Below are 12,871 nucleotides of genomic sequence, written 5' to 3' on the forward strand. Positions count from 1 at the left end.
TTGTTGTGGTGCACGATGGTGGCCAGAGCCGCTAAGACAACGCTGACCGGGGTAATGGGTCCCGGCCTTCGCCGGGACGACACTGAGGGTGTGGCGACCAGCAAGCGCTAGGGATGCGAGAAGCTAATGCGACCGGGCCAGACAGAACGCCACGACCTGCTCCAGCGCGCTCTTCATCGGCGAGGACGGGAACAGCGCCAGCGCGTCCACCGCCATGGCGCCGTAATGCTGGGCGCGGCTCCGCGTGTCTTCGAGCGCACGATGCTTGTTCATCAACCCGATGGCGTGGTCGAGGTCGGTGTCGCCGATCTCGCCGCGCTCGAGCGCGCGGATCCAGAAGGCGCGCTCGGTGTCGTTGCCGCGGCGGAAGGCGAGCACGACGGGCAGCGTGATCTTGCCCTCGCGGAAATCGTCGCCGGTGTTCTTGCCGAGCTTGGCGCTCTTGCCGCCATAGTCGAGGACGTCGTCGACGAGCTGGAAAGCGATGCCGAGATTCATGCCGACCGAGCGGCAGGCGGTCTGCTCCGCCTTGGGGCGGTTGGCGATCACGGGCCCGACCTCGCAGGCGGCCGCGAACAGTTCGGCGGTCTTGCCCCGGATCACGGCGAGATATTCGTCCTCGGTGGTCGCGGTGTTCTTGGCGGCGGCAAGCTGCATCACCTCGCCCTCGGCGATGGTGGCGGCGGCGGCGGAGAGAATGTCGAGCGCGCGGAGCGAGCCGACCTCGACCATCATGCGGAAGGCTTGCCCGAGCAGGAAATCGCCGACCAGCACGCTCGCCTCATTGCCCCAGAGCATGCGCGCCGACAGCTTGCCGCGGCGCATCTCGCTCTCGTCGACGACGTCGTCATGGAGCAGGGTGGCGGTATGCATGAACTCGACGCTGGCGGCGAGCTTGATATGACCGTCGCCGGTGTAGCCGGCGAGGTTGGCCATGGCCAGCGTCAGCATCGGCCGCAGGCGCTTGCCCCCTGAGGAGATCAAATGGTTGGCGACCTCCGGGATCATGGTCACGTCCGAACCTGTCCGCGACAGGATCGTGGCGTTGACGCGCTCCATGTCACCGGCGACAAGGGCAACCAGCTCTTCGATCGACGCGCCGGGAGTTTCGAATGGTACGATGACGGCCACGCCGGTCTCCAATATTTGCCCCGGAAGGGCTATTCTGATGGAAAGACAATAGAAACTGGACGGGGATGCGGCAAGGGCCGTGGAACCATTGACATTTGCCGCTTCATCCCCGTCAGGCAGGAGGCCTGTGTTTTGCGAGAACTGGTTCGGACCAACGATATGGTGCTGGTGTCGGCGATCGGCGCGCTGCTCGACGGTGCCAACATCCATCATCTGGTGCTGGACCAGAACATGAGCATCATCGAGGGCTCGCTCGGCATTTTGCCGCGGCGGATCCTGGTCCACGAGGACGACGCCATCGAGGCCCGGCAGCTTCTGACCGAGGCCGGCCTCAGCCACGAACTGCGCGGCGATGAGTGAAGCGCTGGCAGACCTCACCGAGGACGCCTTTCTCGGCGGGCGATTGCGGCTGAAGCAGAAGCGGTCCGGCCATCGCGCCGGGCACGACGCCATTCTGCTCGCGGCGGCGACGGAGGCGAGGGCGGGCGACCGCGTCGTCGATCTCGGCGCCGGCATCGGCACGGCCGGGCTTGCGTTGGCGCGGCGCGTGGCCGGGATCAGGCTTGGCCTGGTCGAGATCGATCCCGAGCTGGCGGAGCTTGCGCGCGCCAATGCGGCAGCGAATGCGATTGCCGCCGAGACGATTGTGCTCGACGTTACCGCGGACGCGCAGGCCTTCGCGGCCAGCGGGCTCGCGCCCGACAGCGTCGACGTGGTGCTGATGAACCCGCCCTTCAACGATCCCGCTCGCCATCGCGGTTCGCCCGACGAGGCGCGCCAGATCGCGCATGTGGCGACGAATGAGACGCTGAATGCCTGGGTGCATGCGGCCCGGCGCATCCTCCGATCAAATGGTGCGCTGACATTGATTTGGCGCGCAGATGGGATCGCGGAGGTTTTGGCGGCGCTGTCTCGCGGCTTCGGCAGTCTCGCGATCCTGCCGGTTCACGGTGAAGCCGGGCGGCCAGCGATCCGCGTGCTGGTGCGCGCGATCAAGGGCGGGAGGGCTCCGACACGATTGTTGCCGGGCCTCATCCTCAACGAGGAATCACGCGTGCCTAAAAAAGAGGTGATGGATATTCTGGAGGGAAGGGCGGTTCTACCCCTGGTGGAACCGTGCTGAGCTATTGCGGAAGCGATTCCGATTGCTGCTCTTGGGGAGTCGTCAGGCGGATCGCCATGAACAGCGCACCGATCAGCAGCATCAGCAGATAGATTTTCATGGTGTTCTCCGCTGGCCCATTGCAGCCTCTCAACGGAGTTTCTGCAAAACACGTTCCGGGCCCTTCCAATGACAGTCGCGTGATAAGAAATGGTTAATCAGAGGTAACGGCATGGCCGAACAATTGAACGATCGTGAGAGTTCCGGCCTGGCCGACAAGCTCATGCAATATCTGCCGGCGCGCTTCCGTCCCGGCACGGCCGTGGTGCCGGTGGTGCGGCTGTCCGGTGTGATCGGCGCGGTGACGCCGCTGCGCCCGGGCATGACGCTCGCGACCGTTTCGCGGGTGCTGGAGCGGGCGTTTTCGATGCGCAACGCCAAGGCGGTGGCGCTGGTGATCAACTCGCCCGGCGGCTCGCCGGTGCAGTCGCGCCAGATTTACCTGCGCATCAAGCAGCTCGCGGCGGAGAAGAAGCTGCCGGTGCTGGTGTTCGTCGAGGACGTCGCGGCCTCCGGCGGCTACATGATCGCCTGCGCCGGCGACGAGATCATCTGCGATCCGTCCTCGATCCTCGGCTCCATCGGCGTGGTCGGCGGCAGCTTTGGTTTCCAGGAGGCGATCAAGCGGCTCGGCATCGAGCGGCGCCTCTACACCGCCGGCGCGCACAAGGCGATGCTCGACCCGTTTCTCCCTGAAAACCCCGACGACGTCGCCAAGCTCAAGGCGCTCCAGCGCGAGATCCACCAGATATTCATCGCGCTGGTGAAGGAGAGCCGCGGCGCGCGGCTGAAGGGCTCCGACGACACGCTGTTCACGGGTGAATACTGGGCCGGCGAGAGTTCGGTCGCGCTGGGGCTCGCCGACAGCATCGGCGATCTCCGCTCAACTCTTCGTGCCCGCTATGGCGAGAAGGTTCTCACCCCCGTGATTGCCCAGCCGACCGGTCTGCTCTCCAGCCTTTTGGGCCGGAAATCGCCCGGCGCGGGGCAGCTTTCGGCCGTGGAATCAATGGTCGGCCTGCCGGACGAGCTGATCTCGGCGGTCGAGACGCGCGCGATCTGGGCGAAATTCGGGTTCTAGGCGGCGCCCTCCCGCGCCATTTGGTCCCAAGGAGACTTGAGGCTGAGCCAATTGCGGTGCAGCCGGGTCTGGGCAAGAATGCGCGTGGGGGCTGAGCATTGAACAAGGATCGACCGATGCCGCCGTTCGTCGCTTTCGCGGGCGTCCTGGGCGGGCTTGCCGTGGTCCGCTGGGCCTACAAGACCGCTATCCGGATCAATCAGGAGCTGGAGGAGATGCGCCTCTCGCGCGTCGCCGAGGCCGCCCATGCCGGGGATATTCAGACCCTGAAGCGTGACCCCGTGAGTGGATCTTACCGGCCGGGGTAGCCGCCACAGGCGTCATGCCCGGGCTTGTCCCGGGCATCCACGTTCTTCGTACTGCGGGGAAGGCGTGGATGGCCGGGACAAGCCCGGCCATGACGAAGAGTTCGCCGCCTTGCATTCCACCCCCTTTGCCTTGATTCCCACTCCTGCCGTCGATACGGTCCCGCGCGATTCAACCCCCCGCGAGAGCCCGATCTGACGATGGACGCCTCCTTGCCCGCCCATATGCGCCCGGAACGCTCGTTCCAGGGCTTTATCCTCGCGCTCCAGCGGTTCTGGGCCGAGCAGGGCTGCGTGATCCTGCAGCCCTACGACATGGAGATGGGTGCGGGCACCTTCCATCCGGCGACCACGCTGCGCGCGCTCGGGCCAAAGCCCTGGAATGCGGCCTATGTGCAGCCCTCGCGGCGGCCCAAGGACGGCCGCTACGGCGAGAATCCGAACCGGATGCAGCACTACTACCAGTTCCAGGTGATCATGAAGCCGTCGCCGCCGAACCTTCAGGAGCTGTACCTGAAGTCGCTCGCCGCGATCGGCATCGATTCTGCCATGCACGACATTCGCTTCGTCGAGGACGATTGGGAGAGCCCGACGCTGGGCGCCTGGGGCCTCGGCTGGGAGTGCTGGTGCGACGGCATGGAAGTCAGCCAGTTCACCTATTTCCAGCAGGTCGCGGGTGTCGAATGCGCGCCGGTCGCGGGCGAGCTCACCTACGGGCTCGAGCGGCTCGCGATGTATGTGCAGGGCGTCGATCGCGTCTACGACCTCAACTTCAACGGCCGCGACGGTGACGCCAAGGTCAGCTATGGCGATGTCTTCCTGCAGGCCGAGCGGGAATATTCGAAGCACAATTTCGAGATCGCTGACACCGCGATGCTGTTCGAGCAATTCAAGATGGCTGAAAGCGCGTGCAGAAAGTACCTAGAAGCCGGCTGGAAGGACGGCAAGCGCGAGGCGCATCTGATGTCGCTGCCGGCCTATGACCAGTGCATCAAGGCGAGCCATGTGTTCAACCTGCTCGACGCGCGCGGCGTGATCTCGGTGACGGAGCGGCAGAGCTACATTCTTCGCGTGCGCGAATTGGCAAAGGCATGTGGCGAGGCCTGGATCCATACTGAAGCGGGCGGAGCGGCCTGATGCCTGATTTGTTGCTTGAACTGTTCTCCGAAGAAATTCCCGCACGCATGCAGGCCAAGGCGGCCGACGATCTGCGCCGCATGGTCACCGACAAGCTCGTTGCCGAAGGCCTCGTCTACGAGGGCGCAAAGGCGTTCGCGACGCCGCGCCGGCTCGCGCTGACCGTGCACGGCATTCCGGCGCGCCAGCCTGACCTGAAGACCGAACGCCGCGGACCGAAGATCGGCGCGGCCGATGCGGCCGTGCAGGGTTTTCTGAAAGCGACAGGTTTGACGTCGCTGGATGAGGCCAAGATCCAGCGCGACCCGAAGGGCGACTTCTACATCGCGCTGATTGAGAAGCCCGGCCGCGACGCGATCGACGTGCTCGCGGAAATCCTCCCCGTGATCATCCGCACCTTCCCCTGGCCGAAATCGATGCGCTGGGGTGCGCGCTCGGGCAAGCCGGGCTCGCTGAGCTGGGTGCGCCCGCTGCACGCGATCACCGCGACCTTCGGGCTCGAGACCGAAGAGCCCGACGTCGTGAAGTTTGCGGTGGACGGCATCGAGACCGGCCAAACCACTTACGGTCACCGCTTCATGGCTCCTAGCGCGATTTCCGTGCGACGCTTCGAGGATTACGAAGCGAAGCTGAAGGCGGCAAAAGTCATCCTCGATCCGCAGGCGCGCAAGGACATCATCTTCGCCGACGCCAAGGAGCTGACCTTCGCGCAAGGGTTCGAACTGGTCGAGGACCAGGCGCTGCTGGACGAGGTTTCGGGCCTCGTCGAATGGCCCGTCGTCATGATGGGATCGTTCGAAGCAGAATATCTCGCGATCCCCGACGAGGTGATCCGCGCCACCATCCGCAACAACCAGAAGTGCTTCGTCGTCAGGGATGCCAAGACGGGCAAGCTGACCAACAAGTTCGTTCTCACCGCGAACATCGAGGCGCCCGACGGCGGCAAGACCATCGTCGCCGGCAATGAGCGCGTGATCCGTCCGCGCCTGTCGGATGCGAAGTTCTTCTATGAGACGGACCTGAAGACGAAGCTGGAAGACCGGCTGCCGAAGTTCGAGCAGATCGTGTTTCACGAGAAGCTCGGCACACAGGCCGCGCGCATCAAGCGGATCGAACGTCTCGCCGCCGAGATCGCGCCGCTGGTCGGCGCCGATGTCGCAAAGGCCGCGCGGGCCGCGCATCTGGCGAAGGCGGATTTGCTGACCGAAGTCGTCGGCGAGTTTCCCGAGGTGCAGGGCCTGATGGGCAAGTACTACGCGCTGGCGCAGGGTGAGGATGCGTCCGTCGCGGCCGCCTGCGAAGAGCACTACAAGCCCCAAGGTCCTGCCGATCGCGTGCCGACCGATCCGGTTAGCGTCGCGGTGGCGCTCGCGGACAAGCTCGATACGCTCGTCGGCTTTTGGGCGATCGACGAAAAGCCGACCGGCAGCAAGGACCCGTATGCGCTGCGTCGCGCGGCGCTGGGTGTGATCAGGCTGATCGCTGAGAACGCACTGCGTCTGTCGATCATGAAGATGGCGGCGTCCGCACTCACCGGCTTGTCCTTGAAGCCTGCCGATGCGCAGAAGCTCCCGAGCGACCTGCTTGCCTTCTTCGCCGACCGCCTCAAGGTCCAACTCCGGGAGCAGGGCGCGCGGCACGATCTCGTCGATGCCGTGTTTGCGCTCGGCGGCCAGGATGATCTCTTGATGATCGTCCGCCGCGTCGAGGCGCTCGGAAAGTTTCTCGAGACCGACGACGGCAAGAACCTGCTCGCCGGTATCAAGCGCGCCAGCAATATCCTCGGCATCGAGGAGAAGAAGGACAAGCGCAGCTTCGACGGCGCGCCCGATGCCGCGCTCTACAGGCTTGCCGAGGAGAAGGCGCTGGCGAAGGCGATCGGCGAGGTAACCGCGGAAGCAAGCGCCGCCGTCGCCAGAGAAGATTTCGCTGCTGCCATGAGCGCGATGGCAAAGCTGCGCCCGCCGGTCGATGCATTTTTCGAGAAAGTCCGCGTCAACGACGAGGATACGCAGGTGCGCGAGAACCGCCTGAAGCTGCTCAACGAAATCCGCAGCGCCACGCGTGCGGTGGCGGATTTCTCGAAGATCCAGGATTGAGCGCGGTCCCGCGGCCGCCAACACTGTCATTCCGGGCTCGCGCTTCGCGCGCCCCGGAATGACGAAAGCACAAAAAAGCCCCGCCCGGCGGGGGGAGGACCGGGCGGGGCCTGATGTCCGACTATACTGCTCGCGTCAGCCTGATTGATGTGACGCGCCGGACACCTAGTCGATTCCGGAGAACGCTAGTCCATCACCTCGACGATGCGCCGCGAGCGCGGCTCGACCAGCACGGTCTCGCCGTTCACGACGGTATAGCGATAGGTGGTGGCGCCGAAACGTTGCGGCACGTCATAATAGGTGACGCCACTTTCAGGTAAGGTGGCACCGACCACCACGCGATCCGGGATGCGGAAAGCCGGTACACGTTGTTCGACGACATAGTCGCGGAAAGCCGGCCGCTGCTCGACCGCGATGGTCGGGCCGCTCTCGACGACGACGGGCGCGCGTCCCACGGTGACGCTGCTTTGCGCCTGCGCCGCAAGGGGCGAGCCGATCGCGGCCGCGAGCGCTGCAAGAGCAAGAATCCTGTTCCGCATGGGCAACTCCTTCGAGAAGGTTTCGGGAAGCGCCAATGGCGCGACCGGTTGCCAATGCATGCGTCTTGGCGATGTTCCGGAAAACGCCCGCCGCATTCGCGGCATTTTCGGGCTGTTTTCGCGGAGCCGGGAACTCGCGCGCGCCCAGCGCGTCTCTACCCGCGGAACCCAGTCCGCTATGATCCGCCGCGATTCGCCCCCACTCCACGGAAAGAAAATTCATGCACATCACCGTCGCCCACATCTCGCCGATCCTGTCTCTGCTTGCGGGTGTGCTCATCCTGATCATGCCGCGCTTGCTGAACCTGATCGTCGCGATTTTTCTCATCATAAATGGTGCGATCGGGCTCGGATTGTTGAAGTGGCTCCATCTCTAGGCCTTCATTCTACGGAACTCTTCGACTTGCGCGGACCTGCCCAAAGTGGTGTAAGGCCCGCAATTACCCATTCCTCTCGCAGGTTGTGTGCAAGCTATGGCCAAAGCCGCCTCGAAAACTTCAGCGAAAATGCCAGCGAAATCAAAGTCCTCCGCCAAGGCGAAAGCCGCGCCGGCGGCCCGCAAGGCACTTGCCAAGCGCGCCCCGAAGCCCGTGGCCAAGGCCGCTGCGAAGCCGCTGGCCAAGCCGGCTGTGAAGCCTGCCGCCAAGTCGATTTCCAAGGCTGTTGCAAAGGCACCGACGAAGCCGGTTGCGCCGAAGGTCGCCGCGAAGCCGGTACCGAGCAAGGCTGCTTCAAGCAAGCCTGCTTCAAGCAAGGCTGCGCCTGTTGCGGCCAAGGCCGGCAAGTGGGTGTTCACGTTCGGCGACGGCAAGGCCGAGGGCAAAGCGGAGATGCGCGACCTGCTCGGCGGCAAGGGCGCCAACCTCGCCGAGATGGCCAATCTCGGCCTGCCGGTGCCTCCGGGCTTCACCATTCCGACCTCGGTCTGCACCTACTTCTACGCGCACGACAAATCCTACCCGAAGGAATTGCAGTCGCAGGTTGAGAAGGCGCTCGACCATGTCGGCAAGTTGACCGGCAAGATCTTCGGCGATTCCAGGAACCCGCTGCTCGTCTCCGTGCGTTCCGGCGGCCGCGCCTCGATGCCGGGCATGATGGACACGGTGCTCAATCTCGGCCTCAACGACGAGACCGTGGAAGCGCTGTCGGAACTGTCGGGCGATCGCCGCTTCGCCTATGACAGCTATCGCCGCTTCATCACCATGTATTCGGACGTGGTGCTCGGCTTCGAGCACCATCACTTCGAGGAAATCCTCGACACCTTCAAGGACAGCCAGGGCTATACGCTCGACACGGATCTCACCGCCGACGACTGGGTCGATCTGGTGGGCAAGTACAAGGACGCGGTCGCGCGCGAAACCGGCAAGGATTTTCCGCAGGATCCGCACGACCAGCTCTGGGGCGCGATTGGCGCGGTGTTTTCATCCTGGATGAACGCACGCGCGGTGACCTACCGCAGGCTGCACGACATCCCGGAATCCTGGGGCACCGCGGTCAACGTGCAGGCCATGGTGTTCGGCAACATGGGCGAGACCTCGGCGACCGGCGTCGCCTTCACCCGCAATCCCTCGACCGGCGAGAGCAAGCTCTACGGCGAGTTCCTGATCAACGCGCAAGGCGAGGACGTGGTGGCGGGCATCCGTACGCCGCAGGACATCACCGAAGACGCGCGCAAGGAATCCGGCTCCGACAAGGCGTCGATGGAAGCGGCGATGCCGGAGGCCTACAAGGAGCTGACGCGGATCTACACGCTGCTCGAGAAGCACTACCGCGACATGCAGGACATGGAGTTCACGGTCGAGCAGGGCAAGCTGTGGATGCTTCAGACCCGCGGCGGCAAGCGCACTGCCAAGGCGGCGCTGCGCATCGCGGTCGAGCTCGCCAATGAAGGCCTGATCACCAAGAAGGAAGCGGTGACGCGGATCGACCCCGCCTCGCTCGACCAGTTGCTGCATCCGACCATCGACCCCAACGCCAAGCGCGACGTGATCGCGACCGGCCTGCCGGCCTCGCCTGGGGCGGCCTCCGGCGAGATCGTGTTCTCCTCGGACGAGGCGGCCAAGCTTCAGGCCGACGGACGCAAGGTGATTCTGGTCCGGATCGAGACCAGCCCCGAAGACATCCACGGCATGCACGCTGCCGAAGGCATCTTGACCACCCGCGGTGGCATGACCTCGCATGCCGCGGTGGTCGCGCGCGGCATGGGCAAGCCCTGCGTCTCCGGCTGCGGCACCATCCGCGTCGATTACGGCCGCGGCACCATGAGCATCGGCTCGCGCACCTTCAAGACCGGCGACGTCATCACCATCGACGGCTCGCTCGGCCAGGTGCTCGCGGGCCGCATGCCGATGATCGAGCCCGAGCTGTCCGGCGAGTTCGGCACGCTGATGAAATGGGCCGACCAGGTCCGCAAGATCGGCGTGCGCGTCAACGCGGACACGCCGGAGGATGCGCACACCGCGATCAAGTTCGGCGCGGAAGGCATCGGCCTTTGCCGTACCGAGCACATGTTCTTCGAGGAGACGCGCATCCGCACGGTGCGCGAGATGATCCTCTCCGAGGACGAGCAGTCGCGACGCGCTGCGCTGGCAAAGCTGCTGCCGATGCAGCGCGCCGACTTCGTCGAGCTGTTCGAGATCATGAAGGGCCTGCCCGTCACGATCCGCTTGCTTGATCCGCCGCTGCACGAGTTCCTGCCGCACACCCATGCCGAGGTCGAGGAAGTGGCGCGCGCCATGAACACCGACCCGCGGCGCCTGGCCGACCGCGCGCGCGAGCTGTCGGAGTTCAATCCGATGCTCGGCTTCCGCGGCTGCCGTATCGCGATCGCCTATCCCGAGATCGCCGAGATGCAGGCGCGTGCGATCTTCGAAGCGGCGGTCGAGGCCGAGAAGCGCACCGGCAAGGCCGTCGGCCTCGAGGTGATGGTGCCGCTGATCGCCACCAAGATGGAGCTCGACCTCGTCAAGGCGCGTATCGATGCCACCGCGAAGGCGGTGATGCGCGACACCAACACCAAGCTGACCTATCAGGTCGGCACCATGATCGAGTTGCCGCGCGCCTGCCTGCTCGCGGCCGAGATCGCGGAGAGCGCCGAGTTCTTCTCGTTCGGTACCAACGACCTCACGCAGACGACCTACGGCATCAGCCGTGACGATGCCGCGAGCTTCCTCGGGACTTACGTCTCCAAGGGCATCCTGCCGATCGATCCCTTCGTCGCGCTCGACCAGGAAGGCGTCGGCGAGCTCGTCAAGATCGGCGTCGCACGCGGTCGTAAGACGCGCGCCTCGCTCAAAGTCGGCATCTGCGGCGAGCACGGTGGCGATCCCGCCTCCGTCGCCTTCTGCCACGCGATCGGCCTCGACTACGTCTCCTGCTCACCCTACCGCGTCCCGATCGCCCGCCTCGCCGCCGCGCAAGCCGCGCTCGGCAAGGCGATCGCGAGCCAGGCATAAGCCGATTTGAAATGCTGAATGCGGAGAGGCGGGGCTAAGCCCCGCCTCTTTCTTTTTGAGGCTCGACTGCTTCCACGCCGTCATTGCGATCACCACACACTCGCTGTCATCACCCGGCTTGACCGGGCGATCCAGTACGCCGAGACGTGAGTGCCAGAACGTAGAAGCCGCGGCGTACTGGATGCCCCGATCAAGTCGGGGCATGACAGCGGATGATGTTGCAACACCGGGAACCCATCGCGCGTCCCGCAATGACACGTGCGCGCAAGAGTTCCTTCACCATTCGCGTTGACCGATTGTTTACCCCGTCGCGTGAGGGCGCATTTACCACCGCGCATCATCACCCCGTGAAAACACCTGCGATTGCTTGCGTGTGCCGCATGCGCAACGCCGATTAACGCCTCGGCAACCTAAATTAGATACTCACGATAAAGATCGAATTGCACGGATGTACTGCGGCTCGATTTTCTAGCGTAAGCGTAGCGTGAGCGTATCGATGTTTTTGTTGCGTACCCATCCGAAGGGCGCGCGGTTCGCGTCCTTCGGCATCGGTCTCTGCATCTTCGCATTGATGCCGAGAGAGACCGGCTATCAGGACATTGCCTCGCTGCTGGCGCGCCAACCCGGCGTCGCGGAGCGTTGGCAGAAGCAGGTGTTCTCTGCCGCGTCCTCCATACAGCTCGCCACCTACAGTTTTTCCCGACCGATCGGCACTTCGGCGCCGCAGAGCGCGATGGTTCGCCTCGCGAGCCTCGACGGCCGCGACGTCACCGGCGCGATCAGCCGCAATCCGGCGCTTCAGGCGCCGCCGCGCTACCAGGCCGCCGATTTTCCCAAGGTCGATCGCTCCATGAAGGGTGATCGCCTCGCAACGGTCACACCGACGCAGGCTCCCGAAGCGGGCGCGCCGACGGCAGCGCCGACGCAGGAAGATCCCGCGACGTCGAACAGCTCGGTGTTCGGCGCCAAGACCGTCGCGCTGCCACAGGCGATGTCGCCGGAGTCCGCGGCCGCGCTCGATCCCGAACTCGCCGAAGCGCTGCGCTCGCCGCCGCTGCCGCAATACACCAATGCGCCACAAGCCAGTGATGTTGCGCGCTCGCTCGCGCTCCAGCCGCTCGAAGCGCTGAAGCAGGCCACCATTCCGGCTGCACCGCCGCGCGATCCATTCCGCGTCAAGACCTCGAACCTGTTCTTCGGCAGCTCGTCGCTCGGTGGCAATGTCGAGAGCATCGAGAGCTGGCAACCCGGTGCGGAGCCGCTGATCGTGATGCCCGATCCCGACATGAAGGTGACGGCCTCGTTGTCGCCGCCCTCGGAGGATATTGCGAAGGATATCGAAAGCGGCGAGAGCGTCGCGCCGAAGGGTGAGGTCAACGTCGACAACCAGCGCGCCAGATCGCCGGCGGAGCGGCTCGCACTCGACGACAAGTCGCGCGCGAAGTCTGAAAAATGCCTCGCGGAGGCCGTCTATTTCGAGTCGCGCGGCGAGGCCGTGCGCGGCCAGATGGCTGTTGCGCAGGTGGTAATGAACCGCGTGTTCTCCGGCAAATATCCGGACACCGTGTGCGGCGCCGTCTACCAGAACAAGCACCGCCATCTCGCCTGCCAGTTCACCTTTGCCTGCGACAACAATGCCGACGTGATCCGCGAGCCCGAGATGTGGGAGCGCGCGAAAAAGATCTCGAAGGCCATGCTCGACGGCCAGATCTGGCTACCCGAGGTTGGCAAGTCCACGCACTACCACGCCTATTGGGTGCGCCCGTCCTGGGTCGCCGAGATGAAGAAGATGTACAAGACCGGCGTCCACACCTTCTATCGCCCGCGTGCATGGGGCGACGGCAGCGAGGAGCCGAGCTGGGGCACCCCCGCGCAGACCGCCGCGCTCTCCGCCGAGCTCACCCAGGAAGCCAAGAGCTCCGCCGAGATGGGCGCGACCGAGCGAAGGTAGGCGTTCTTCGC

The 12,871-nt window shown here is 64.8% G+C and carries 11 protein-coding genes; 9 read left to right on the plus strand and 2 right to left on the minus strand.

Going from position 1 to position 12,871, the window contains the following annotated elements; translation table 11 throughout:
• Positions 1 to 123 precede the first annotated feature (123 nt).
• On the minus strand, positions 124 to 1,131 hold the full coding sequence (locus AC0L3S_RS10280) for a polyprenyl synthetase family protein (protein ID WP_007594965.1): 1,008 nt from the start codon (positions 1,129 to 1,131) through the stop codon (positions 124 to 126).
• 132 nt (positions 1,132 to 1,263) lie between these two features.
• Between AC0L3S_RS10280 and AC0L3S_RS10285 the strand changes: the two genes are divergently transcribed.
• The 6 genes from AC0L3S_RS10285 (at position 1,264) to glyS (ending at position 6,915) form a co-directional block, all read left to right on the plus strand.
• Positions 1,264 to 1,491: a putative signal transducing protein gene (locus tag AC0L3S_RS10285; RefSeq protein ID WP_007607161.1), complete on the plus strand. Its 228-nt coding sequence runs from the start codon at positions 1,264 to 1,266 to the stop codon at positions 1,489 to 1,491.
• A complete protein-coding gene (locus AC0L3S_RS10290; protein ID WP_473278963.1) occupies positions 1,484 to 2,254 on the plus strand; it encodes a tRNA1(Val) (adenine(37)-N6)-methyltransferase in 771 nt (256 codons plus the stop codon). The genes AC0L3S_RS10285 and AC0L3S_RS10290 overlap by 8 nt, the downstream gene beginning before the upstream one ends.
• A gap of 211 nt (positions 2,255 to 2,465) precedes the next feature.
• Positions 2,466 to 3,374, plus strand: coding sequence for a S49 family peptidase (locus AC0L3S_RS10295; protein ID WP_473265897.1), 909 nt, complete (start codon positions 2,466 to 2,468; stop codon positions 3,372 to 3,374).
• Between the two features lie 116 nt (positions 3,375 to 3,490).
• Entirely contained in the window at positions 3,491 to 3,682 is a 192-nt protein-coding gene (locus AC0L3S_RS10300) for a hypothetical protein (RefSeq protein WP_007594955.1), read from the plus strand.
• A gap of 198 nt (positions 3,683 to 3,880) precedes the next feature.
• Entirely contained in the window at positions 3,881 to 4,816 is a 936-nt protein-coding gene (locus AC0L3S_RS10305) for a glycine--tRNA ligase subunit alpha (RefSeq protein ID WP_473265898.1), read from the plus strand.
• On the plus strand, positions 4,816 to 6,915 hold the full coding sequence (gene glyS, locus AC0L3S_RS10310) for a glycine--tRNA ligase subunit beta (RefSeq protein ID WP_473278965.1): 2,100 nt from the start codon (positions 4,816 to 4,818) through the stop codon (positions 6,913 to 6,915). The genes AC0L3S_RS10305 and glyS overlap by 1 nt, the downstream gene beginning before the upstream one ends.
• Positions 6,916 to 7,100: 185 nt before the next feature.
• Here glyS and AC0L3S_RS10315 read toward each other — a convergent pair whose 3' ends face one another.
• A complete protein-coding gene (locus tag AC0L3S_RS10315) occupies positions 7,101 to 7,454 on the minus strand; it encodes a DUF1236 domain-containing protein (RefSeq protein WP_473265900.1) in 354 nt (117 codons plus the stop codon).
• A 221-nt stretch (positions 7,455 to 7,675) separates the two neighbouring features.
• Between AC0L3S_RS10315 and AC0L3S_RS10320 the strand changes: the two genes are divergently transcribed.
• From AC0L3S_RS10320 to AC0L3S_RS10330, 3 genes are all read left to right on the plus strand, one after another.
• Positions 7,676 to 7,831 (plus strand): DUF3096 domain-containing protein, encoded by a 156-nt coding sequence (locus AC0L3S_RS10320; protein WP_007594951.1) that lies wholly within the window; start codon positions 7,676 to 7,678, stop codon positions 7,829 to 7,831.
• A 96-nt stretch (positions 7,832 to 7,927) separates the two neighbouring features.
• Entirely contained in the window at positions 7,928 to 10,909 is a 2,982-nt protein-coding gene (gene ppdK, locus AC0L3S_RS10325) for a pyruvate, phosphate dikinase (RefSeq protein ID WP_473278966.1), read from the plus strand.
• A gap of 496 nt (positions 10,910 to 11,405) precedes the next feature.
• On the plus strand, positions 11,406 to 12,860 hold the full coding sequence (locus AC0L3S_RS10330) for a cell wall hydrolase (protein ID WP_473278967.1): 1,455 nt from the start codon (positions 11,406 to 11,408) through the stop codon (positions 12,858 to 12,860).
• Positions 12,861 to 12,871: the final 11 nt, after the last annotated feature.

The organism is Bradyrhizobium sp. Ken01 (assembly GCF_055807355.1).

Bases quoted from the DNA above. Each gene is read 5' to 3' on its own strand.
- AC0L3S_RS10305 (WP_473265898.1), top strand. From the start codon at position 3,881: ATGGACGCCTCCTTGCCCGCCCATATGCGCCCGGAACGCTCGTTCCAG.
- AC0L3S_RS10295 (WP_473265897.1), top strand. From the start codon at position 2,466: ATGGCCGAACAATTGAACGATCGTGAGAGTTCCGGCCTGGCCGACAAG.
- AC0L3S_RS10290 (WP_473278963.1), top strand. From the start codon at position 1,484: ATGAGTGAAGCGCTGGCAGACCTCACCGAGGACGCCTTTCTCGGCGGG.
- AC0L3S_RS10315 (WP_473265900.1), bottom strand. From the start codon at position 7,454: ATGCGGAACAGGATTCTTGCTCTTGCAGCGCTCGCGGCCGCGATCGGC.
- ppdK (WP_473278966.1), top strand. From the start codon at position 7,928: ATGGCCAAAGCCGCCTCGAAAACTTCAGCGAAAATGCCAGCGAAATCA.
- AC0L3S_RS10330 (WP_473278967.1), top strand. From the start codon at position 11,406: ATGTTTTTGTTGCGTACCCATCCGAAGGGCGCGCGGTTCGCGTCCTTC.
- glyS (WP_473278965.1), top strand. From the start codon at position 4,816: ATGCCTGATTTGTTGCTTGAACTGTTCTCCGAAGAAATTCCCGCACGC.
- AC0L3S_RS10320 (WP_007594951.1), top strand. From the start codon at position 7,676: ATGCACATCACCGTCGCCCACATCTCGCCGATCCTGTCTCTGCTTGCG.
- AC0L3S_RS10300 (WP_007594955.1), top strand. From the start codon at position 3,491: ATGCCGCCGTTCGTCGCTTTCGCGGGCGTCCTGGGCGGGCTTGCCGTG.